The following is a 23,651-nucleotide window of genomic DNA, read 5'->3' as shown; positions in this document are numbered from 1 at the left end:
CCGTCGTCTTCCTCGGGCTTGACCCGAGGATCCATCGCTCCGGGTTGTGGACCCTCGGGTCAAGCCTGAGGATGGCGTAGCAAGTTATTCGGAGCATGTAGGCAACACCCGCGAGGTCACACCATCGCCGTCGCCCGCATTACCCAGCCAGCACATCCCTGTGAAACGCACCGTCGCGGCAGAGGTTGGCATGCCCAATCAGGCCGCATGCTTCCCGATCAGACCCGGAATATCCACCGGCTCCATCTCATCCGATGTCTGTTCGGCGGTAACGTCGCTTGTCTGCATCCAGGTGATCAGCTCGAAGCTGCCATCGGCGTTCTCGGCGATTGCCGTGCAGCTTTCCACCCAGTCGCCGGTGTTGATGTAGCGGATGCCGTCCATGTCTTCCATCACCGCATGGTGAATGTGCCCACAGATGACGCCGTCGACATTGTTGCGGCGTGCCTCGTCGGCGACCACGCGCTGGAATTCGCCGATGAAGTTGACGGCGTGCTTCACCTGAAGCTTCGCCCAGGCCGAGAACGACCAGTAAGGCAGGCCGATGCGACGGCGCACGGCGGCAATGGCGATGTTGATCGCAATCGCCGCGTCATATGCCCAGTCTCCGAGATAGGCGAGAAGGCGGGCATTGCGCACCACCACGTCGAACTCGTCGCCATGGATGACCAGATATTTCTTGCCGTCGGCAGCCTCGTGGATCATGCGCTCGGCCACTTCGATGCCGCCGAAATGCATGCCCGGAAATTCCCGCAGGAATTCGTCGTGGTTGCCAGGAATATAAACGATGCGCGTTCCCTTGCGGGCCTTGCGCAGGATCTTCTGCACCACGTCGTTGCAGCCCTGCGGCCAGTACCAGCTGCGGCGCAGGCGCCAGCCATCGACGATGTCGCCGACCAGAATGATCGTCTCGGCCTCGTGATATTTCAGGAAGTCGAGCAGATAATCCGTCTTGGCCGCCTTGGACCCAAGATGGACATCCGAAATGAAAAGCGTTCTGAACTGTCTGGTTTCGATTTGACCGGCCACGGATTTCATCCCCCTGTTCGGTTGCGTCCCTGCGGCTTTCTTACCTCTCAGAACCAGACTCGTGTTTCAGCAACATGACAGACGTCGGATTTTATATGAAATATGACGAATGGCTTCACGAAAACGCGAATAAGTCATGCCTGTATTTGCATGAATGCGCGGCAAATAACGGCTGTACCACGGGGAAGTTTGTTGTATTCAGGGGGCCGGAATGAAACCAGATATGACGGTGGAAGAATGACCTCTCACGATAAGAACAATACGCCCGCCAACACGGCAAAGGCCGACATCGAGGAACAGGCGCTCTTTTTCCACCGCTATCCGCGTCCCGGAAAGCTGGAAATCCAGGCCACCAAACCGCTCGGCAACCAGCGTGACCTGGCGCTCGCCTATTCGCCGGGCGTTGCCGCCCCCTGCCTCGCCATCCATGAAAATCCTGAGATGGCGGCGGAATACACCGCCCGCGCCAATCTTGTCGCGGTCATTTCCAACGGCACCGCGGTGCTTGGTCTTGGCAATATCGGCCCGCTTGCCTCCAAGCCGGTCATGGAAGGCAAGGCCGTCCTCTTCAAGAAATTCGCCGGCATCGACGTCTTCGACATCGAGATCGACGCACCCGGCATCAATGACATGGTCTCCACCATCGCGGCGCTGGAACCCACCTTCGGCGGCATCAACCTTGAGGACATCAAGGCGCCGGAATGTTTCGAGGTGGAACGCCAGCTGCGCGAAAAGATGAACATCCCCGTCTTCCACGACGATCAGCACGGCACGGCGATCATCGTCGCCGCCGCCGTCACCAATGCGCTGGAACTGGCCGGAAAATCGCTCTCGAGCGTCAAGATCGTCGCCTCGGGTGCAGGTGCGGCAGCCCTTGCCTGCCTCAACCTTCTCGTCGCCATGGGCGCGAAGAAAGAAAACATCTGGGTCCACGACATTGAAGGCCTCGTTTATGACGGCCGCAACACGCTGATGGACGAGTGGAAGGAAGTTTACGCCCAGAAGACCGACAAGCGCGTCCTTTCCGAAACCATTGACGGCGCCGATGTCTTCCTCGGCCTTTCCGCCGCCGGCGTGCTGAAGCCGGAACTGCTGGAGCGCATGGCGGAAAACCCGCTGATCCTCGCACTTGCCAACCCCAATCCGGAAATCATGCCGGAGGCGGCACGTGCGGCCCGGCCGGATGCCATGATCTGCACCGGCCGTTCGGACTTCCCGAACCAGGTCAACAACGTTCTCTGCTTCCCCTATATCTTCCGCGGCGCGCTGGATTGCGGCGCAACCACGATCAACGAGGAAATGAAGATGGCCGCCGTGCAGGCCATCGCCGAGCTTGCCCGTGAGGAAGTCTCCGAAGTCGCGGCAAAAGCCTATAGCGGTGAAACCCCGATCTTCGGCCCGAACTACCTCATTCCCTCGCCCTTCGATCCACGCCTCATCCTGCGCATCGCCCCGGCGGTTGCCCGCGCGGCTGCGGCAAGCGGCGTCGCCGCCCGGCCGATCACCGATTTCGAAGCCTATCTCGACCAGCTGAACCGCTTCGTCTGGCGCTCCGGCTTCATCATGAAGCCGGTCTTCAATGCCGCCAAGGCCGCCGAAAAGAAGCGCATCATCTTTGCCGAAGGCGAAGACGAGCGCGTGCTGCGCGCAGCCCAGGTGCTGCTGGAAGAAGGTACCGGCATCCCGATCCTCATCGGCCGTCCGCAGATCATCGAAACGCGCCTGAAGCGCTTCGGCCTGCGCATCCGTCCGCATACGGATTTCGCCGTGGTCAACCCGGAAGACGATCCGCGCTACCGCGATTACGTGGATGACTATTTCGCCCTCGTCGGTCGTGCGGGCATCAACCCGGAAGCGGCCCGTACCATCGTGCGTACCAACTCCACCGTCATCGGCGCGCTTGCGGTGAAGCGCGATGAGGCGGATGCGCTGATCTGCGGCCTCGAAGGCCGTTATGACCGCCACCTGCGTGACGTGAACCAGATCATCGGCAAGCAGGAAGGCGTGCGTTCCTTCGCGGGCCTCAGCCTGCTCATCACCCAGCAGGGTGCGCTGTTCCTCACCGACACTTTCGTCAATTACGATCCGACATCCGAGGAAGTGGCTGAAATGGCCATTCTCGCGGCCAAGGAAATCCGCCGCTTCGGCATCACGCCGAAGATCGCGCTCGCCAGCCATTCCAATTTCGGCTCGCGCGATTCCGAAAGCGCCCGCAAGATGCGCCGCGCCCTGAAGATCGTGCAGGAAGCCGCACCGGAACTGGAAGTCGATGGCGAAATGCAGGGTGGCTCGGCGCTGTCGGAAGCGCTGCGCAAGCGCGCCATGCCCAACAGCGTGCTGACCGGCGAGGCGAACCTCTTGGTCTTCCCGAACCTCGATGCCGCCAACATCACGCTCGGCGTCACCCGCACCCTGACGGAAGGCCTGCATGTCGGCCCGATCCTGCTCGGCACGGCCCTGCCCGCCCATATCCTGTCGCCCAGCGTCACCTCGCGCGGCGTGGTCAACATGGCGGCCTTTGCCGTGGTGCAGGCATCGCATCCTTCGGTGTGATGCGGGCCGCATTAACGCAATTTTGAACATGCTGTTGCCGCATTGCGGCAACAGCTTATGTTATCTTCCTGAAACACGGATTTCGTGAAGTATAACGCCCCTGCCACCGGCCGGGACATCGAACGGATCGAACAATTGACCCGGCGCCAAAGCCGCATCATCGGCCTCCTGCTTCCCCTCGTCTTCATCACTCCGGCCGCCGCTTTTGCGGATCAGGTCTGTGACACTCTCTACGCGCAATTGCGCGAGCCGCCGCGCGTCATCGGCAACACGGCCGAGGTGCGGCGTTATGCCAATGCGCTCACCCGCCAGAACATAGAAATCCGCAGGATCAAGAACGATCTGCGCCGTTACGGCTGCTCGTCAGGCAGCGTCATCATTTATGGCAGCCCCAATGCCGGGCTCTGCGCCGAGATCGGCGATGCGCTGGTCGATGCGCAGAGCGAACGCGCCGCCATCATCCGCGACCGTGACGATGCGATGGCAGCGCAGCGCAGCGACGACGGCGACATCAGACGCCAGCGCATTCTCGCCGCGCTCGACGCCAATGGCTGCAGCCCCCTTCCGGAAACGGAAGCACAGCTGCCGCCGGCTCCCGATGTCACGCGTTACCCCGATGCCTTCCGCCAGCAGGAAAATCAGCCGGGACAGGCCGGGCTTTCGCCCTATCCCGGCTCCGCCGGGGAAGGTGGGCTTAGAACCCTCTGCGTGCGCACCTGCGACGGCTCGTTTTTCCCCATTGCCGCCAATGCCTCGCCGCTTGATTTTCGCGCCCAGGCGGAGCAATGCCAGAAAATGTGTCCGGGAACAGAGACGGAGCTTTATTTCCACTCCATGACAGATCAGGAAACCGCCGACATGGTGTCTGCCGAAACCGGAAAACCCTACAAGGACCTGCCAACCGCCTTTGCCTATAAAAATGCCTCGGCAAAGGCACCGGGCTGCGCCTGCAACATGGCCGCCTATCACGACGAGATGCAGAAGCAGGAAGAGGCAGCCCGGCCGGAAGCCGAAAAACCCTATTCCGGCATCACCACCATCCCATCACCGCAAGGCGACAAGGCTCAGAAACCCGCAGAGCAGCAGCAGGCCGCAAAGCCGCCGGAACAACCGGTACCGGAACGGGACTACGATCCGAACAACAGCAAGGTCCGTGTCATCGGCCCGAAATTCCTGCCCGATCAGACTGGTCGGATCGACCTGAAGAACCCCGCGCTGAAGGGTATACAGCCGCAGCAATAGCGTGCTGTGGGGCCTCCCCCCTTAGGGCGGTCAGTTATGGAGCGAGCGCGTGCAGCTTGTTTCTTCTCCCCGACGGGGAGAAGGTCGCGGCAGCGGGATGAGGGGCAAGGGTGAGGTTTCATCGCTGACGTCGCCCCCTCATCCGACCCTTCGGACCACCTTCTCCCCGGCGGGGAGAAGAAACAGGCGGCAACGCTTTGCCTCTCACAGGCGAGCCCCAGCCTCCCTCTACCGCCCGCCCCACCGGTTGCGAAACACCAGTTCCTCCAGCGGCACGCGCTGACGCCAGCCCTTCACCGCCAGTTCCGGTTCGGTGTAAAGCTCATCGACGCGGCCGAGGCAGAGCCAGGCGACGATTTCGATATGGTCGGGGATTTCCAGAATGGCGCGAATGTCGCTGTCGTGGAAAATGCTGACCCAGCCGACGCCGATGCCTTCGGCGCGGGCCGCCAGCCAGAGGTTCTGGATGGCGCAGACGGTCGAATAGACATCCGTGCGCGGATTGTGGGTGCGACCCAGCACCACCTTGCCGCCACGCGTCGGATCGCAGGTGACGCAGATGCTGAGCGGCGCCTTGCGGATGCCCTCGAGCTTCAGGCTGCTATAAAGCGCCTGCTGCTCGCCTTCAAACAACGCCGCCGCTTCCTCATTGGCGCGGCGGAACGCCACCCAGGCCGCCTGCCTGACCGCGCCGTCGGTCACAAGCGTGAAATTCCACGGCTGCATGAAGCCGACCGAGGGGCGGAATGCGCCGCCTTCAGCAAACGCTCCACCACATCATCCGGCAGCGGATCGGGCAGGAACTGATCGCGCACATCGCGGCGGGTTTCTATGGCACGGTAAATCGCCTCGCGCTCGGCGCTGGAAAACGGGCGGGCAGGCGAAAGCGCGTCATCTGACGGGTTGCGCGCAGACGGATCGATCGGCATCGTTTATCCCCAACAATGCGAAGGCCGGGTGAAACACCCTGCCTTTTTCAACAACCTGCCGCCGTCCGCGCGGTGCGGTCTATCCTGTCAGGCCGGTCTTCTGACTAGGCTTCATCCGCCCCTCTCGCCTTCCCGAATAACTTCAGTGGCATTAAGAAAAAGGGCATCCACCTCACAGCGTTGGGCACGTTCCGGTCTTTCACCGGATTCCCGATTCTCCCGCCATAAACGGCGGGCACCTGACAAAAGAGCTATGGGCAAGAAACCTTGCCAATGCAAGCATCTTGGCGGGTGGTGCGGCAATGTGGCCATGGCATGCCTCACCCGTCATTCCGGCCTTGAGCCGGAATCCAACCAGCCCAAGTCCTTGGGCTGAGACGAGTCTTTTCACCGCGCAGACGCGCGTCTACCGGATTCCGGCTCAAGGCCGGAATGACGGGTCCTCCTTTACCGCATCACTCCACGGGGAAATAACGCACATACGCAAACTCATCCCCATCCGGCGACCAGTTGGGGGAATTCATCGTTCCCTGCCCGCCAAACAGCTCGAACAGCGTCTCCACATTGCCGCCATCCATGTCCATCAACCGCACGCGCACATCAAGATCGCGCGGGTGGTCGAAGACATCGGCGTCGTAGGAAACGAAGACTACCTTGTCACCCCTGGGGACGGGTGCGGGAACCAGTCGCCATAAGCGCTGTCGGTGATGCGCTCGACGCTGGAGCCATCCACCCGCACGCGCCAGATCTGCATCAACCCGGTGCGGCTGGAATTGAAATAGATCCACCCGCCATCCGGCGAATAATCCGGCCCGTCATTGCGGCCCTCACCATGGGTAAGGCGCGTTTCAACACCGCTGGCTATATCCATGGAATAGATGTCGAAAACCTGATCGCGAATGCCGCAATAGGCAAAGCTTTTCCCATCCGGCGACCAGCCGTGCCAATAGGACGGAAGGTTCCTTGTCATCAGCCGCGGCGTGCCGCCCGTCGATGGCAAAAGGTAGATGGCGCTCTTGCCAAACTCCACCTTGTCGGAAATGGCATAGAGCGAACCATCAGGCGAAATGCCGTGGTCGTTGTTGCAGATCGTGGCAAAGCCGGTATCGACTTTCTCCGGCGCAGCATCACCGGCAAGAGACAGGCGATAGAGCAGCCCTTCGGCGTTCAACAGCAGATATCTGCCGTCCGGCGACCAGTTCGGCGCCTCGAACAGCTCGGATGTCTGCCACACCACCCGCATCTGCCGGGTGCGGATGTTGAAGATTTCGATTGAGCTGCGCATGCTGCCTCCCGGGCCTGTCGATAGTTCGGAACGGCGCGACGCAGATATTCCATTTGCATCCGCCACCACCGTGATTATGATCCTAGGGCCGCAGGCACCGTCCTGCAAATTCAAATCGGAAAAAACGCCAGCGCTCCGGCACCGCCCGCACCGCTTCCCGTTTCTCCCAGATCCGAGGTTCCGCGATGAATACCATCGCCGATCACGGCATCCGGTTCGGCCGGATCGCCGCAATGCTTCCTGTCAAGAACATCGAAAAAGCCCGTGATTTTTATGTCGGCGTGCTGGGTTTCGAAAAGACCTTCGAAAACGGCAATCCCGTCGGCTTCATGATCCTGAAACAGGGCAATGCCGAGCTGCACCTGACATTGCAGCCCAGCCACAAGGCTGCGCCCTTCAACGTGGCGCATATGATGGTGAGCGATGTCGATGCGCTGCATACGCTCTGCAAGAGCCAGGGCTTGCGCATCATCAAGGGCCTGCAGGACAAGGATTACGGCCTGCGCGCCTTTGTGTTTGAAGACCTGGATGGCAACCGCATCGATGTGGGGCAGGCTATTTGAGATGAGCGAACGGCGCGGGGTTTTCTCCGCGCCGCTTGTTTAAACACGAAGGTTTGTTGTGGAACGAGCGCATGCCATTTGTTTCTTCTCCCCGCCGGGGAGAAGTCCGCGGCAGCGGGATGAGGGGGCAAGGGTCGAGATATTCGGCAACGTTACCCCCTCATCCGACCCTTCGGGCCACCTTCTCCACGGCGGGGAGAAGAAACGAGCGGCAACCCCGAGCAAAACATCCCCTACCAGCGCCTTCCTTCAATCACCGATCCCGAAACCGGTTGGTAATCGGATAACGCCGGTCACGCCCAAAGTTCTTCTTGGTGATCTTCACGCCCGGCGCCGATTGCCGGCGCTTGTATTCGGCGAGATAGAGCAGATGCTCCACCCGGTGTACCGTCGCCACGTCATGGCCGCGCGCCAGAATCTCCTCAACCGACATTTCCTTCTCGACGAGGCATTCCAGAATGTCGTCCAGCACCGGATAGGGTGGCAGCGAATCCTGGTCGGTCTGGTTGGGACGCAATTCGGCCGACGGCGCCTTGGAGATGATGTTGGCGGGGATCACCTCACCCGAAGGCCCGAGCGCGCCCGGCGGCACATGGGCGTTGCGCCAGGCGGAAATGGCGTAGACCTGCATCTTGTAGAGGTCCTTGATGGGATTGAAACCGCCATTCATGTCGCCGTAGAGCGTGGCATAACCCACCGACATTTCCGACTTGTTGCCCGTCGTCACCACCATGGAGCCGAACTTGTTCGAGACGGCCATCAAAATGGTGCCGCGTGTGCGGCTTTGCAGGTTCTCCTCGGTAATGCCCTCTTCCGTACCTTCGAAGAGATCTGACAGTGCCGAGAGGAAGCCCTCCACGGGCTCGACGATCGGCACGATATCGTAACGGCAGCCCAGCGCTTTCGCGCAATCGGCGGCGTCCTTCAGCGATTCCTCCGATGTATAGCGGTAAGGCAGCATGATGCAGCGCACCCGTTCCTCGCCCAGCGCATCAACCGCAAGTGCCGCACAGATCGCCGAATCGATGCCGCCGGAAAGGCCGAGAACCACGCTCTTGAAGCCGTTCTTGTTGACGTAATCCCGAAAGCCCAGCATGCAGGCGCGGTAATCCGCTTCCTCGCCTTCCGGAATTTTCGAGAATGGCCCGCTTTCGCAGCGCCAGCCTTCTTCGGTGCGTTTCCAGTCGGTGACGGCAAGTGTCGCCTCGAACTGGCTCATCTGGAAGGCGAGCGTCTTGTCGGCGTTGAAGGCGAAGCTGGCGCCATCGAACACCAGCTCGTCCTGCCCGCCAAGCTGGTTGGCGAAGACCAGCGGCAGTCCGCTTTCGATCACCTGTTTCAGCGCCACCTGATGGCGCACATCCAGCTTGCCGCGATAATAGGGCGACCCGTTCGGAACCAGCAGGATTTCCGCCCCGCTTTCGGCGAGCGTTTCGCACACGCCCATCTCGTTCCAGATTTCCTCGCAGATCGGAATACCGATCCTGACCCCACGGAAATTATAGGGACCGGAGATCGACCCCTCGGCGAAAACACGCTTTTCGTCGAACTCGCCGTAATTCGGCAGGTCGATCTTGTCGCGCAGCGAAATGATCTTGCCGCCATCCAGAAGCGCCACCGAATTGTGCCGTCCCGCCTCGCCCTGGCGCGGAAAACCGATGACGATGCCTGGCCCGCCATCGGCAGTCTCCGCTGCCAGTTCTTCCACCGCCTTCAGGCAGGCTTTCAGAAAAGCCGGCTTCAGCACCAGATCTTCCGGCGGATAGCCGGATATGAACAGCTCGGTCAAAAGCAGAAGATCGGCGCCCTGCGTTGCCGCATCGGCCCGTGCCTCGCGCGCCTTGGCGAGATTGCCCGCCACGTCGCCAACAGTCGGATTGAACTGCCCGACGGCAATTCTGAGATGGTTCTTGATGTCGTGTCTGTCGCTCATGGCTTTTCAATACCGCGCCCGTGTCCGCTCCGCAACGCGGCAATTGCATGCCGCGCCACCTTCACGTTCCAGCCACAGGGCACATTCGCGCCTTCGGTCCGCATTCACGCTAAGGTTATCGCTGTACCTGCCAGGTTGCGCAAAGTTCATGTCGCGTTCATCGCGCTTATGTGACAGTTACATGACACTTTTGCGACACCCGATTCACCTCCCCGATCGGCCGTGCCGCCTGCAATACCGGAGTATGAGTTTGAGACATTCGGCGCCAAAAACAACGGCTTCCGAAAAGGCTGGTTTTGTCTTTTCGCCTGCATGGACGCGGAGCCTTTTAAAGCTTTCGGGCACGGCCTATACGCTTGCCAATCTGACCTTTTCGTCAGTCATGCTTGTCGTTGCGCTGGAATGGATCGCCCGTGGTTCCCTCACGGATGTCGGCGCTTTCCTCACCTCATCCGCCCGCCCGGGCTTGACCACCATTGCCGCCATGCTGCTGCTGCTTGTGGCGCTGGATTCGATCCTTGGCCGTCGTTATCTGTCGCTGATCGCGGTTGCGCCGCTTTGCCTGCTGACGGGCCTGATCTCCGCGCAGAAACAGACCTATCTTTCCGATCCGCTTTACCCTTCCGACCTGCTGTTCGGCCGACAGATTCTCGAGCTTCTGCCCACCATGCTGAAAGCCCAGCCGCTGACGGCCGTACTGGTCGGCCTTGGCCTTTGCGCCACGGTTGCGGCCCTTGCCGCTCTCTGGCTGCTGGCACGCCGCCATTCGCCGGGGCTGAGCTGGCGTGAACGCTTCGCAGGACTGGCGCTGGCGCTGCCACTTCTGGCCAGCCTCGCCTCCCTGATGGACTATTCGCATTATTCCTGGGTACGCGATCGCCTCAACATCATTCCCATGATGTGGGACCAGCAGGAAAATTACCGCCATAACGGTTTCCTGATGGCTTTTGCCTTCAACATTCCGATGGCGAATGTCTCGGCACCGCAGGGTTACGGTGAAAACAGCATCGCCGACCTGACGGCGCAACCCGCCGCCTTCGCCGCCAACAAGGGCGATTATCCTGATGTCATCATGCTGATGAGCGAATCACTCTGGGATCCGACCCGGATTGAAAAGGTGAAGCTCTCGGCAGACCCGATGCCGACCATCCGCGCCAAGCAGTCCGGCAACGTGTTCTCGCCGGAATTCGGCGGCATGACGGCGAATGTGGAATTCGAGGCGCTGACCGGCTTTTCCAACGCTTTCCTGCCCTATGGCAGCATTCCCTACCAGCAATATATCCGCCGCCCGGTGCCCTCGCTTGCCAGCTTCTTTCGTGGCGAGGGTTATTCAGCCATCGCCATGCATCCGTTTCAGGAATGGTTCTGGAACCGCAAGCAGGTCTATCAGAATTTCGGCTTCGAGGAATTCCGTTCCGAAGAGACGCTGCCGGCCATGGAAAAACGCGGCAACTTCGCCTCTGACGATGCACTGATGGACGAGATCATGGCGACGGCCGAGCAGGCCCGCAACCCGCTCTTCCTCTTCGCCGTCACCCTGCAGGGACACGGTCCCTACGAGGCGGGTCGTTATGCCGCCGACACCATCGGCGTGGAAGGCGATCTCTCCCCCTCGGCATCGCAGGCGCTCACGACCTATTCGCAGGGCGTGGTGGAGGCTGACGAAGCGCTTCTCAAACTGATGCGTTGGGCCAAGAAGCGCGACCGTGAGACCATCATCGTCCTCTTCGGCGATCATCTGCCACCGCTTGGCCAGACCTTCGTCGAAAGCGGCTACATGCCGGGCATGGTGGCCAGCCGCCGCGCGCCGCTGGAGGTCATGAAGAAGGAACACGAGACGCCGCTCGTCGTCTGGTCCTCGAAGAAGGGCGTGCGCAAGAATATCGGCACGATCAGCCCGGCGCTGTTGCCCTACCATGTGCTGAAGACCGCCGGCTTTTCCGATCCCTTCTACACCGGAACGCTCGGCGAGGTTCAGCAGGCATTTTCAGTCATCGACCGGCACATGCTGGTCGGTACGGACGGCGAGGCCCTGCCCGACTGGTCCATCGCCCCGAATTCCATTCCCGACGTGGTGCGCGATTACCGCCTGCTGCAATTCGACATGATGTTCGGCGAACAATATGGCCGCGAGCGCTTCTTCCCCGGTTTCAACTGGGTCAATGAGGGCACGCCCTCCGTCTGAGGTTTTGGCGTGGGACGCGTGAACCGCATGGTGGTGGAAATCGTTTGAATTCCATCGCCATGCGGGTTTATCTCGAAACCCGTACCGAACCATCCGCAAACGGAGAAACACCGTGACCGATATCTCCGATTATATCGTTTCGCATTTCAAGCGCTCCTCCCGTGAAATCGGTGAGGTGGAACGCCGCATTCTGGAACTCTCGCACCAGAAAAAGTTGGTTTCGAGCGACATCAATGCGGAATTTTCGGCCGGTGCAAGTCTCGGCGACAAGCTGGCCGACAATATAGCCAAGGTTGGCGGCTCCTGGGGTTTCATTCTCAGCTTCTGCCTGTTCCTGGTGTTCTGGGCGGTCGTCAACACCATCGTGCTGGCAACGCGGGCCTTCGACCCCTACCCCTTCATCTTCCTCAACCTTCTGCTTTCCATGCTCGCCGCCATCCAGGCGCCGATCATCATGATGTCGCAGAACCGGCAGGCCGCCCGCGACCGCTTCGAGGCCGCCAAGGATTATGAGGTGAACCTGAAGGCAGAGCTTGAGGTTCTCTCCCTGCATGAAAAGATCGATGTGAAGGTGCTGGCCGAACTTGCGGCACTGCGGCAGGACCTCGCAAACCTCCACCACCATGTCACCCGGAAAGAGGACTGACAGAGGTAAAATTCTTCCCCAATTTTCCCCGCGTCGGCAGGTGCTGTTATCCTCTGTTCAGTCCTGCCGGGTGGATGCCAGACGTGGCGCAAACCGGGGACGGTTCTGATGGGGACGGTGGCGCGTTCGTGACGACAGAATCATTTCGCAAAGTGCGGTGCACTGCCCTTTGCGAGATTCGGCATGGTGAAAGGCCCGGCTGCGCAACGCATCCCACCCACACCAACCTCAACCAAAGCGCAGCCGGCCAATCGCCCGACGCACCCTGACAATCCCCCGTCCGGCATCGCCGTGCGGGATGAAGCTGTTGGGTTTTTCGAGCATAGTGGACGGAGGCGCGTGGAGCTTTACCCCCCTCTGCCCTGCCGGGCATCTCCCCCTCAAGGGGGAGATCGATCTGCGGCATGGCCTCGCCCAACTCAACGCTTGCGAATGGAGTTGTAAAAGAGCTTCTTGCCGATCTCCCCCTTGAGGGGGAGATGCCCGGCAGGGCAGAGGGGGTAAAGCTCCAACCACCCCCGCTCCACTACAAATCGTACAACCTTCTGAAAGTTCACACCCAGTTACGAATCCGTCAGATTCTTGCGCTACAGATTGACGCAGGCGTTTGTTGCATTGCACTCTTGCGGGCAAGGCTGACTGGGGAATCACTCCCCATCGTCAAAATGGCATCACGACCATTTCGCGGCGACGCCACACCGGACACCACCGTTCGGTCAACGCAATGCATTCTACCGGGGTTTTTCATGCACCAGTTCGATCTGATAGTTGTCGGCAGCGGTCCGGCCGGAAGACGGGCCGCCATTCAGGCCGCCAAGCTCGAAAAGAAGGTTCTGGTCATCGAGAAGGGCAGCCGCGTCGGCGGCGTTTCCGTGCACACCGGCACCATCCCTTCGAAGACCCTGCGCGAGACCGCGCTCAACCTCACCGGCTGGCGCGAGCGCGGCTTTTACGGCCGCTCCTACCGAGTCAAGCAGGAGATCGACGCGGACGATCTGCGCCGCCGCCTGCTCATCACGCTCGATCACGAAGTCGAGGTGCTGGAACACCAGTTCGCCCGCAACCGCGTTCAGCACATTCGCGGCACGGCCAGCTTCGTTGACGCCAACACCATGAAGGTGGTGAAGAGCGACGGTGAAATCATGACCGTCACCGGCACCTCCATCCTGCTGACCATCGGCACCCGCCCCTACCGGCCGCCGCATATTCCCTTCGATGGCGAGGCGGTGCTCGATTCGGATGAAATTCTCGAGATCAAGGAATTGCCGCGCTCCATGGTCGTCGTTGGCGCCGGCGTCATCGGCATCGAATATGCCACCATCTTCAGCGCGCTCGACACGCAGGTGACGGTGGTGGAGCCGCGCGAAACCATGCTGGAATTCATCGACAAGGAAATCGTCGAGGACTTCACCTATCAGCTGCGCGACCGCAACATGAAGCTGATCTTCGGCCAGAAGGCGGAAAAGGTGGAGCGCGACGAGACAGGCAAGTGCCTGGTCACGCTCGGCAATGGCCGTGTCCTGAAAGCCGAGACGGTGCTGTTTGCCGCCGGCCGCGTCGGCGCGACCGATACGCTCAATCTTTCGGCCTGCGGCCTTGAGGCCGACAGCCGTGGCCGCCTGAAGGTCGATCCCGAGACCTTCCAGACCTCGGTGCCGAACATCTATGCCGCCGGCGACATCATCGGTTTCCCGAGCCTTGCCTCCACGTCAATGGAACAGGGCCGCATCGCCGCCCGCCACGCGGTGGGTGCGCCAGCCGGCGAGCCGCCGCAGTTCTTCCCCTACGGCATCTATGCCGTTCCGGAAATCTCCACCTGCGGCCTGACGGAAGAAGAAGTCATCGAACGCGGCATTCCCTATGAATGCGGTATCGCCCATTTCCGCGAAACCTCGCGCGGCCACATCATGGGTCTCGACAGCGGCCTCTTGAAGATGATCTTCTCGCTCAAAACCCGCCGCCTGCTGGGCGTCCACATCGTCGGCGAAGGCGCAACGGAACTGGTGCATATCGGCCAGGCGGTGCTGAACCTGAAGGGCACTGTGGAATATTTCGTCGAGAATACGTTCAACTATCCGACGCTTGCCGAAGCCTACAAGATTGCCGGACTGGATGCGTGGAACCGTATGGGTGAGCTGAAGAAGGATTGAGCGGAGTATCCAGCGGGGGCAAAATACCATACGGGCGCTTGTGGCAAGGTCGCAGCATCCCCACTCCGTCACCCCGGACTCGATCCGGGGTCCAGCCGGCCCGAGTCCCTGGGCTGGAAAGACTCTTCACGCCGCGCGGACGCGCGTCGGCTGGATGCCGGATCAAGTCCGCATGACGGAGGAGGTTTTCACCGCCACTTCCCCTAGAAGCATAGCCCGCCGCCGCCATGCCAAAACCTCTGCGTCGTCATCCTCGGGCTTGACCCGAGGATCCATAGCGCCGGATTGTGGATCCTCGGGTCAAGCCCGAGGATGACGTCGAATTTTACGCAGAACAGTCGGAAGCCGGACCACGGTCTCACCACCGAATACTATACCGCGCACTGACCCCCGGCCGGAAATGATCCGCATAACCCTGATCCAGCGTCCCGCGCACCGTCAGATTATCGCCGATCTTCTGCTCCACCGCGACACCGCTGCTGAACTCGTTGAAGCTGTTGCGGCTCGCGCCCGTCAGCACGAAGGCGGTGCCGGTTTCGGAGCGGGAAAGGCGCAGCGATTGGGAAACATCGAGGCCGTTCCACTGCTGCGCCGTGCCATCATAGCGAACGGTGAAATTGCGGTTCGCCTCTATATCCAGTTCGGGCGTGACGATGCGCTTCTGCTGCGAGGTCATGGAAACGCTGCTCGATCCCGTCAGTGCGTTGAAGATGACGCCGACATCGCGGGCAAGCGAGACGCCGGGCAGCTGCTCCGCCAGCAGCGTCACGTTACCCCAAAGCCGCACCGGCGTATCCACCACCTGCCCCGTCCTTGAGGCGTTCATGCCCATTTCCAGCCCCGCCCTGATCGGCGTATCGACCGGCAGCTTGGCGCCGATGCGCGCCGTATAGGAACGGTCGGAATTCTTGACTGGCTTCCAGATCAGCCCTGCCTCATCGGCATGGGCGGCAGTGCCGGTGACGGCAAACAGGGAAAACAACAGGGCAAAGCCCGTTCGTGGCGACATATCTTGTCCCCTGGCAAATTAAGGGCGCACCGGGAGAACCCGGCAGGCACGGTAAAAGCGGAGGCCAATGGTTTTGGCAGCGATGTCGGCCGCGCGACGGCGGCCCATGTTTCCTTCACGGCTGCACCCGGCAGCCAAGGCAAATCATGCTGCGCAGGGTGCCAGATGAACGGGAGATGAACAAGAGCAGATGCAGCAAAAATTCATGCTGCACCGCATTGTGATCAGGGAGCAGCAAAAAAGTTTTTCGACGGCTCGATCCGTAAGTGCGTCCCCACCCCTCATTCCTGTGCTTGTCACAGGAATCCAGCCGACGCGCGTCTGCGCGGCGAGAGACTTCTTTCGGCCCAAAGACTTGGGCTGTCTAGTTTCCTGTGACAAGCACAGGAATGAGGAAGAGGAAAGGCCCGGGATGACCGGGTACGGATGTTTTCAGTCTTGCCAAATCTCAAAAACGAAAAAGGCCGCAGCTTTCGCCGCGGCCCTTTGTTCGATCAGCTGTCGCTGAAGAAGATTATTCGGCGTCGCCTTCAGCGGCCTTCTTCTTGGCCGGAGCCTTCTTCTTCGGAGCGGCTTCTTCGCCTTCAGCGGCGTCGTCAGCCTTGGCAGCAGCCTTTTTCTTGGCCGGAGCCTTCTTCTTGGTTTCCGTTGCTTCTTCGCCGTCGTCAGCCAGAAGCTCTTCCTTGGAAACGGTCTTGTCCGTTACCGAGATTTCGGAGAGCAGCTTGTCGATGACCTTTTCTTCGAAGATCGGAGCGCGCAGCGAAGCGGAAGCGCCGGGCGTGTTACGGAAGAAATCGAGGATTTCCTTCTGCTGGCCGGGGAACTGCTGCAGCTGCTGGAACAGTGCGCGCTGCATTTCTTCTTCGGTCACTTCAACACCGGCCTTTTCGCCGATTTCGGAGAGAACGAGGCCGAGACGAACGCGACGTTCAGCAAGCTTGCGATATTCTTCGCGGGCTTCTTCTTCGGTCGTGTCTTCGTCAGCAAAGGTCTTGCCGGACTGGGCGAGATCGGTGTTGATCTGGCGCCAGATGTTGTCGAACTCGGCGTCAACGAGGCCAGCCGGTGTGTCGAACTTGTACATTTCGTCCAGCTGGTCGAGGATCTGACGCTTGACCTTCTGGCGGGTGACGTTGCCGTACTGGCTTTCGATCTGGCCCTTGACGATTTCCTTCAGCTTTTCAGCCGATTCGAGACCGAGCTTTTCAGCCAGTTCGTCGTTGATTTCGACGGCAGCAGCAGCAGCAACTTCCTTGACGGTGATGTCGAAGGTGGCGTCCTTGCCGGCCAGGTTCGCAGCCGGATAATCGGCCGGGAAGGTCACGGTGATGGTCTTTTCGTCGCCAGCCTTGACGCCGACGAGCTGGTCTTCGAAGCCGGGGATGAAGCGGCCGGAGCCGAGAACCAGTTCGGCATCTTCGGCAGCGCCGCCATCGAAGGCTTCGCCGTCAACCTTGCCGAGATAGTTCATGGTAACGCGGTCGCCATCGGCAGCCTTGCCCTTCTTGGGTTCGAAGGTGCGGGCGCTTTCGGCGATCTTCAGGATCTGCTCGTTGATTTCGTCTTCGGAGACTTCAACAACTTCGCGGGTAACCTTGATGCCGTCATTGGCCTTCAGTTCGATGGCCGGAATGATTTCATAGGCAACGGTGAATTCGAAATCGGATTCGGCCGACAGGATCTTTTCAGCTTCCTGCTCGTCTTCGGTCATGGAGATGGCCGGCTGCGTTGCAGACTTTTCGCCGCGGCTGGAAAGGATTTCAGACGGCTTTTCACGAACCAGCTCGTTGACGAGGTCGGCCATGATGGACTTGCCATACATCTTCTTCAGATGGCCCATCGGCACCTTGCCGGGACGGAAGCCGTTGATGCGAACCTTGTCCTTGGCGTCAACCAGGCGCTCGTCCAGACGGGCCTTCATGTCGGCGGCCGGAATAACGACCTTGAGTTCGCGCTTCAGCCCTTCAGCGAGCGTTTCGATAACCTGCATTTTCCTAACCTTCACATCATGGCGGCGGTGCTCAGACAGCCGTTGGTTTACTTTCGAGCACTGCGCCGGAAACTTCGCTCCCCGGCCGTGGCTTCCATTATTTCTTCACACAAAGCGCCTGCCCGACGAAATTGCGCCAGCGCCCAAGATAAAGGCGCAAGGGGATGATGAACCCCAAAGCCCTTGCATCATCAAAGATGCACCCTGGCGCAAGCGTGGCACAGCCATGCTTTGCTAGTGGTGCGGGTAGAGAGACTCGAACTCCCACGCCGAAGCGTTGGTACCTAAAACCAATGCGTCTACCAATTCCGCCATACCCGCACGTTGGGCGGCGGTATGTCACAATGTTCAGAAAGGGTCAAGCACGCCTTGTCGCCGCCTTTCGTTTCATCCGGACTTTTATTGGCCCCTGCTCCGGAAGCGTAAGGACCCCCGCCGCGCTTTTGCCCACGCCGGAAGGGAATGGACCCGCGACGGACAGGAAAACGGCTGCACCCCTCTTGCCTCCGCACCGCCTGGCAGCAGCCGAAAGGACAGCCACGCCGCATGCGTGGAAGCACATAACATTTATGCGGCTACCTGACATTATATATAGGGCGTTCCGCATGGGCTTCCGTGAGGGCCATGCGCCTGCCCCGGATCAGGGACCGTAACGGCCCTGCCCTGCCGCCGACATGTTGTAATCGCCCACGCATTCGCCTTGATCGCACGGCTTTACATCCGCCCGATCGGATCGCTTCACCAAAAGCACACAAAATGGTCACAAATTATGCATGAATCGCCGCAATCGGGTCGATTTACGGGCTTGCATTGCATCCCGTGCATAGGTGGCATCTTGCATTGTCTGTTTTTGTTTTGATTAAACCGATTATATTCATGGTCATACAGACATCGAGTTCAGCCCCGGTCCAAAGCCTCCCAAGACTGGCCGTGGAGACTGAACAGCACGAAGAGGAAGATGACCATGAACATTGCACGCTCGCTGACCAACTGGCGCAAGTATCGTCAGACCGTAACCGAACTCGGCCGTATGACCGACCGCGAACTGAGTGACCTCGGCATTGGCCGTCAGGACATCCGCCGCGTCGCCCGTACCGCCGTCGGCATCTAATACGCCCCGCCGCTTGAATGCGGCGGATGCGAGACTACCCTTTCAAAAGGCCTGAGGCTCCCCGCCTCTGGCCTTTTTTCGTTTTGGGCAATGCCTTGAGATCGAACCAGCCCCCACACTCTGGAAGGCGCTGGAAGGAAACCGATCAAAAATGCATCGGCAGGCCGGTCGCGTAGCGTGATTTTGAGAGCCTGAAGGCGCCATCGACACTCTCTGACATCGAAAAAGGCCCGCTTACTGTCGCCAAAGGCCACGGAGCCCTCCAAAAACGCCCGAAAGACAGGCATTTCCGCTCATATTTTGCTCAGATGATACTCAAAGCCGTAAAATTAGCCGACATAGTGCACAAATGCATGGCAGTAGCCTAAATTCTGCACTGCACAACATAGCTGAATGTCTATATATAAACCTCAACAGCCGAGAGCACAGAAACACTGAGCCGGCAGACGAATTCACAAAGAAAGATTGAGGAAACGACCATGAACCCTATCCGCATCGCAAAGAACTGGATCTCCTACCGCCGCACGATCAACGAACTCGGCAGCCTCTCCAACCAGGCTCTGAGCGACATCGGCCTGACCCGTTACGACATCCGTAACGTAGCAGCCCGTTCGTTCCGCTAAGGCGTAAACGGTCGTCCCGCTGCCCGACCTCCAGGGCGCGACGATCGAGCGACAGGTTTTAAGAAAACGGCGCCTCTGGCGCCGTTTTTGATTCTGGCGGTATTTGCGGGGAATTGGTTCTCCGTCGCGGCTTATACCGAGCGCCAAAGGCGACCGATAAAGTCTCGGCAGCGCGGCACATGTCTTGTCCCCGCCCGGGGAGAAAGTGGCCCGAAGGGGTCGGAGGGGCAAGCTCTCCGCATCTCTCTACCCTCGCCCCCTCATCCCGCTGCCGCGACCTTCTCCCCGGCGGGGAGAAGAAACAAGCGGCGACCGCTCGTCCCACAAACGCTTGCCCAGATCTCGGGCTTCGCCAAAACTCCGGCCGCCGCCTGCCCCTGGTTATCTCCCACCCGCAAAAACATTTGGCTGCCCCGGCCATGCATGCTAGTGCATCCGCAAACAATGCCGCGTCCTTCGGGGCCCGTGCAAAACAATCACTCGAAAGACAGCCGCCGGACGGGAGCCCTTGGCAACCGCGCGGCTCATGGACGCCAGCATGCAAGACAAGACCACTTCTCCCATTCACGTCGTGGGCGGCGGACTGGCCGGTTCGGAAGCCGCCTGGCAGATTGCTGAGAGCGGCGTGCCCGTCATCCTGCACGAAATGCGCGGCGTGCGCGGCACGGATGCGCATAAGGGCGACACGCTGGCGGAACTGGTCTGTTCCAATTCCTTCCGCTCCGACGATGCGACGGCGAATGCGGTCGGTGTCATTCACGCCGAAATGCGCCTTGCCGGCTCGCTGATCATGGCCTGCGCCGACAGGCATCAGGTGCCGGCCGGCGGCGCGCTCGCCGTCGATCGCGACGGGTTTTCTGAAGCAGTGACGAAAGAGCTAGAAAATCACCCGTTGGTGACAATCGTCCGCGAAGAGGTTTCCGGCCTGCCGCCAAAGGAATGGGGCAACAGCATCATCGCCACCGGCCCGCTTACCTCGCCGGATCTGGCCGCAGCCATCCAGTCGCAAACGGGTGCGGATGCGCTCGCCTTTTTCGATGCCATCGCGCCCATCGTGCATCGCGACAGCATCAACATGGATATCTGCTGGTACCAGTCGCGCTACGACAAGGTCGGCCCCGGCGGCACTGGCAAGGATTACATCAACTGCCCGATGGATGAGAAACAATATAACGCCTTCATCGACGCGCTGATCGCCGGCGATACGGTGGGTTTCAAGGAATGGGAAGGCACGCCCTATTTCGACGGCTGCCTGCCGATCGAGATCATGGCCGAACGTGGCCGCCAGACGCTGCGCCATGGCCCGATGAAGCCCATGGGCCTGACCAACGCCCATAACCCGACCGTCAAGGCCTATGCCGTCGTCCAGCTGCGACAGGACAATGCGCTTGGCACGCTCTACAACATGGTCGGTTTCCAGACCAAATTGAAATACGGCGTCCAGGCGGATGTGTTCCGCATGATACCGGGCCTCGAAAATGCGGAATTCGCAAGGCTTGGCGGCCTGCACCGCAACACCTATATCGATTCCCCGATACTGCTCGATCCGTCGCTGAAGCTGAAATCGCGTCCGGACCTGCGCTTCGCCGGCCAGATCACCGGCTGCGAAGGTTATGTGGAAAGCGCCTCGGTCGGCCTTCTGGCCGGCCGCTTCGCCGCCGCCGAACAGAAGGGCGAGGCCCCAAGCCTGCCGCCCGCAACCACCGCACTCGGCTCGCTTCTCAACCACATCACCGGCGGCCACCTCTCTTCGAATGATGAGCCGGGCAAGCGCTCCTTCCAGCCGATGAACATCAATTTCGGCCTCTTCCCGGAACTGGAACCCGGCTCCATCGTCAAGCCGGAAGGCGTCAAGCGCTTCCGCGGCAAGGACAAGACGATCATGAAACGCCAACTGGTTGCAGCGCGGGCATTGAGGGATTGTGCGGAGTGGTTGAAGGAGGGCGAAGCCGCCACGACCGCTGGTATCGTTCAAGGCCCCTGATAGACATGGTATTGGAGCGCCAAGAGCAACTTACCCAATGTTCCCGTCAGCGAACGTTCCAGAACTTCCAGTCAGAATTGCCCTTCTGATACTTATAGTGCCGCGAGAAATAAGGGTTGACAGTCGCCACATATTGGAACTCGAGGGTCGTATTGCTGAGAAACGAAAAGAGCGGTCGATATTTGTAACGGCCCGAAATCACGATGACGGCCTCTTCTTCCTTGAAGTTCCCCGCCTTCAACATCTTATCCCATTTCACGTTTTCGGCGGAGCCGAAGAAGTTGTAAGGCGCAAATTCGGTGACGGCGACCCCCCCCACCAGTCTGGCACTTCGCAAGGTCAAATCGAGCTTTTCGGGGTCGAGAGGCCGGCCGGCGGCGATGACAAAGGTTTTGACGCCCGTCCGAACACGCTCTTCGAATTCCGGGAAACGGGCGGACCAGCGGGCTGTATTGTCGACGACCGTTACGAATCGATCGTAACTCAACCAACCCCGACCGGTTTCGATCATCACCGCCAGAAGGACGACCAGCATTGGCAACAACAGGGAAAATTCCACGGCAGCCACGCCGGCGCGAGATCGCATCATGGTGGTGAAAATGGATTGCAACCGGACGACCATCATTCCGTCACCCGATTTGCGGTGATCGCCAGAGAGAGATTTTGCAATTGCGGCCGGTTACCCCCACCTTGGACCAGCAAACGGGTGGTGGGAAGAATGAATCGCCAATTATAACCGAGTGCCAGAAGATATTGCCCGGTCTTCCTGTCTGGCGCCTGAAACTTGTTCTCGATCGGAAACGTCAGCGGCGCGGCGGTGAAGTCCGCATCCGGGATGGGAATGAGCGCTATTTTCATATCCTTTTCCGTTGTACCAAGCAGGAAATTTGAGGCTATTACCCGCCTGAGCTCTGCCTCGGTGACCGCTTTCTGGCTTACCGCAGCCTTGCGCAGCAATTCCCCGCCAGCATTGGCCGCGGTCGCCAGATTGAGACTAAGCAGCAGGGCCAATCCGACTTCGAAAATACCGAAGACCAGCAAAAAATAGACCGGCATCAGCAAGCCGAACTCGACGGCGGTTGCGGCCCGGATATCGGCGACGCAGGACCTGAGCAGACAACAACAACGGAGGGAGACAATACTACTTCGGCGAGTCGACATACTTCACCTCGAAAGCCGTAATGATGCCGCCGATGCTGTCGCTTTTCCCGCCTGCGGCAATCGTTAGCTTGTAGACGGAATAGGTATCAACCGTGATCGAGTAGCTTCTGCGCTCCCAGAAGACCTTACCCTTTTGACTCATTTCAATAATCTTCTTCTCGGGGCCTAATTGCGGGCGCTGGACCTGCAGAAAGATATCGATGTCGTTGGTGCCCCCATAGGCGTCGTTGCGGCCATTATACCAGACCGAAACCTCGTATTCTCCGGGATGCAGTTCAACAATTTTGAAAATGGAGCTGTTGGCGTCTCTTCTCTTCTGCCCATCCCAATTGCTGTCGAGTTCGACCACGTATTTGGTCGGCGGTATTTTCTGTACACTCAGCATAGATGCTTTCTGCGGGTCATCCGTCTTGGCCGGGCACTGGTTGGCTTGCTGGGAACTAGACCCGCCCTTGTCGTTTTCTTTCTGCTGGTCGACTTCCTTTGATTTGTCGTTCTTTTTTGTATCCTTGGGATCTGTCGATGTGGTGCCGCAAAGGGCAGCATCGCCCTTCTCAGGCTCCTCATAGCCTTGCCAGCCGTGTCTTTTGCGGCATTCGGCATTGCTCCAGTCCTGAAGCTCGATGCCTGGACCAGCACCGCCATCCCACCCAAGCTCCTCGTAGCTATAAACGCCCCAGCAACCGTTAGGGGTAGTGGGGCTTTTGCCGTGTTTGAGAATGCGGTTGGCACCATTCAACACATCGAATGTGTTATTGACGATCACTTCACCGTCATAAGGATAGGGGGGAATACCGCCACACCGATAAGTCAGCTCGTAGTCCATCTTTTCGACGTCGAACATCCCACCCAACATCGTTTTGTAGGTGAATTTAGCGTTGATGTTCGTGGTCAACCAATCGATTTTCACCTCCCGGCTCACCACCTTCTGATTGGTGGAACGGATGAGCGCATCGAAGGTATCGAGCACGTTTTTACGACGTACCTCATCAAGGGGTACATTCGTCCGCGTCGGTTTCGTGGAGCGCTCACAGGCTTGTGCGATCACCCGTTTTGACTGGCTGTAATAGGCCAGCCCCGGCCGCCTTCGAAAAGCATGCCGAAAGTCAAAAGGAAAACCGGCATGAGCAATGCCGTAATAATGGCGAAATTTGCCCGCCGATCCCTCAGAAACGAGCGGAAGCCATTCGTCAATGCGTTCAATATTCTTCCAATATGCAACATCTAAAACTATCGCTTTTCGTCCAACCGCCAC

General features: G+C 59.6%; 16 protein-coding genes, 1 tRNA gene, 2 pseudogenes and 1 riboswitch. Of the genes and pseudogenes, 9 read left to right on the top strand and 10 right to left on the bottom strand.

Translation table 11 applies throughout. The features are described from left to right. Nucleotides 1-198: 198 nt before the first annotated feature. Complete coding sequence (locus G3A56_RS02880) at nt 199-1,038, bottom strand: UDP-2,3-diacylglucosamine diphosphatase (protein ID WP_003495762.1); 840 nt, start codon at nt 1,036-1,038, stop codon at nt 199-201. 228 nt (nt 1,039-1,266) lie between these two features. Here G3A56_RS02880 and G3A56_RS02875 point away from each other — a divergent pair, with 228 nt between their 5' ends. Both G3A56_RS02875 and G3A56_RS02870 read left to right on the top strand, forming a co-directional pair. Then, entirely contained in the window at nt 1,267-3,582 is a 2,316-nt protein-coding gene (locus G3A56_RS02875; RefSeq protein WP_082184323.1) for an NADP-dependent malic enzyme, read from the top strand. A gap of 135 nt (nt 3,583-3,717) precedes the next feature. Continuing rightward, nucleotides 3,718-4,824, top strand: coding sequence for a DUF2865 domain-containing protein (locus G3A56_RS02870; RefSeq protein ID WP_164056162.1), 1,107 nt, complete (start codon nt 3,718-3,720; stop codon nt 4,822-4,824). A 228-nt stretch (nt 4,825-5,052) separates the two neighbouring features. Here G3A56_RS02870 and bluB read toward each other — a convergent pair. Then, nucleotides 5,053-5,753: pseudogene (bluB, locus tag G3A56_RS02865) on the bottom strand (5,6-dimethylbenzimidazole synthase). A 73-nt stretch (nt 5,754-5,826) separates the two neighbouring features. Beyond that, nucleotides 5,827-6,011: riboswitch (cobalamin riboswitch) on the bottom strand. Nucleotides 6,012-6,208: 197 nt separating this feature from the next. Beyond that, nucleotides 6,209-7,038 (bottom strand): annotated as a pseudogene (locus tag G3A56_RS02860) (TolB family protein). 185 nt (nt 7,039-7,223) lie between these two features. Here G3A56_RS02860 and G3A56_RS02855 point away from each other — a divergent pair. Then, nucleotides 7,224-7,601, top strand: coding sequence for a glyoxalase superfamily protein (locus G3A56_RS02855; protein WP_082184326.1), 378 nt, complete (start codon nt 7,224-7,226; stop codon nt 7,599-7,601). Between the two features lie 253 nt (nt 7,602-7,854). On the opposite strand, the gene G3A56_RS02850 is transcribed toward G3A56_RS02855, so the two are convergent. Next, nucleotides 7,855-9,534, bottom strand: a complete 1,680-nt coding sequence (locus tag G3A56_RS02850) for an NAD+ synthase (RefSeq protein ID WP_082184327.1) — start codon at nt 9,532-9,534, stop codon at nt 7,855-7,857. 244 nt (nt 9,535-9,778) lie between these two features. On the opposite strand from G3A56_RS02850, the gene G3A56_RS02845 reads away from it, so the two are divergent. The 3 genes from G3A56_RS02845 (at nt 9,779) to sthA (ending at nt 14,515) form a co-directional block, all read left to right on the top strand. After that, nucleotides 9,779-11,719, top strand: coding sequence for an LTA synthase family protein (locus G3A56_RS02845; RefSeq protein WP_164056161.1), 1,941 nt, complete (start codon nt 9,779-9,781; stop codon nt 11,717-11,719). Nucleotides 11,720-11,831: 112 nt separating this feature from the next. Then, nucleotides 11,832-12,365: a DUF1003 domain-containing protein gene (locus tag G3A56_RS02840; protein ID WP_082184328.1), complete on the top strand. Its 534-nt coding sequence runs from the start codon at nt 11,832-11,834 to the stop codon at nt 12,363-12,365. 746 nt (nt 12,366-13,111) lie between these two features. Then, nucleotides 13,112-14,515 (top strand): Si-specific NAD(P)(+) transhydrogenase, encoded by a 1,404-nt coding sequence (gene sthA, locus G3A56_RS02835; RefSeq protein WP_003495743.1) that lies wholly within the window; start codon nt 13,112-13,114, stop codon nt 14,513-14,515. A gap of 358 nt (nt 14,516-14,873) precedes the next feature. Here sthA and G3A56_RS02830 read toward each other — a convergent pair whose 3' ends face one another. The 3 genes from G3A56_RS02830 to G3A56_RS02820 form a co-directional block, all read right to left on the bottom strand. After that, nucleotides 14,874-15,524, bottom strand: coding sequence for a hypothetical protein (locus G3A56_RS02830; RefSeq protein WP_003495742.1), 651 nt, complete (start codon nt 15,522-15,524; stop codon nt 14,874-14,876). Nucleotides 15,525-16,038: 514 nt separating this feature from the next. After that, on the bottom strand, nt 16,039-17,517 hold the full coding sequence (gene tig / locus G3A56_RS02825) for a trigger factor (protein ID WP_082184330.1): 1,479 nt from the start codon (nt 17,515-17,517) through the stop codon (nt 16,039-16,041). A 238-nt stretch (nt 17,518-17,755) separates the two neighbouring features. Further along, nucleotides 17,756-17,838, bottom strand: a tRNA-Leu gene (locus G3A56_RS02820). Nucleotides 17,839-18,481: 643 nt separating this feature from the next. Here G3A56_RS02820 and G3A56_RS02815 point away from each other — a divergent pair. From G3A56_RS02815 to trmFO, 3 genes are all read left to right on the top strand, one after another. Beyond that, on the top strand, nt 18,482-18,628 hold the full coding sequence (locus tag G3A56_RS02815) for a DUF1127 domain-containing protein (RefSeq protein WP_065115811.1): 147 nt from the start codon (nt 18,482-18,484) through the stop codon (nt 18,626-18,628). 479 nt (nt 18,629-19,107) lie between these two features. After that, on the top strand, nt 19,108-19,251 hold the full coding sequence (locus G3A56_RS02810) for a DUF1127 domain-containing protein (RefSeq protein ID WP_003495735.1): 144 nt from the start codon (nt 19,108-19,110) through the stop codon (nt 19,249-19,251). A gap of 526 nt (nt 19,252-19,777) precedes the next feature. Continuing rightward, a complete protein-coding gene (gene trmFO / locus G3A56_RS02805; protein ID WP_164056596.1) occupies nt 19,778-21,235 on the top strand; it encodes a methylenetetrahydrofolate--tRNA-(uracil(54)-C(5))-methyltransferase (FADH(2)-oxidizing) TrmFO in 1,458 nt (485 codons plus the stop codon). A 46-nt stretch (nt 21,236-21,281) separates the two neighbouring features. Here the strand turns inward: trmFO and G3A56_RS02800 are convergent, their stop codons facing one another. From G3A56_RS02800 to G3A56_RS02790, 3 genes are read right to left on the bottom strand one after another with little or no spacing between them, the layout of a single operon-like run. Next, complete coding sequence (locus tag G3A56_RS02800; RefSeq protein WP_137067540.1) at nt 21,282-21,860, bottom strand: TadE/TadG family type IV pilus assembly protein; 579 nt, start codon at nt 21,858-21,860, stop codon at nt 21,282-21,284. Next, entirely contained in the window at nt 21,857-22,396 is a 540-nt protein-coding gene (locus G3A56_RS02795) for a TadE/TadG family type IV pilus assembly protein (protein ID WP_082184332.1), read from the bottom strand. The genes G3A56_RS02800 and G3A56_RS02795 overlap by 4 nt, the downstream gene beginning before the upstream one ends. Further along, the gene (locus tag G3A56_RS02790) at nt 22,377-23,651 is read right to left on the bottom strand and encodes a pilus assembly protein (protein WP_246231109.1); all 1,275 of its coding nucleotides are present in this window, start codon (nt 23,649-23,651) and stop codon (nt 22,377-22,379) included. The genes G3A56_RS02795 and G3A56_RS02790 overlap by 20 nt, the downstream gene beginning before the upstream one ends.

Source organism: Rhizobium oryzihabitans, from assembly GCF_010669145.1.
Lineage (GTDB): Bacteria > Pseudomonadota > Alphaproteobacteria > Rhizobiales > Rhizobiaceae > Agrobacterium > Agrobacterium oryzihabitans.
The sequence above is the reverse complement of the archived record's forward strand: the minus strand, read 5'-3'. Positions and strand labels throughout refer to the sequence as shown.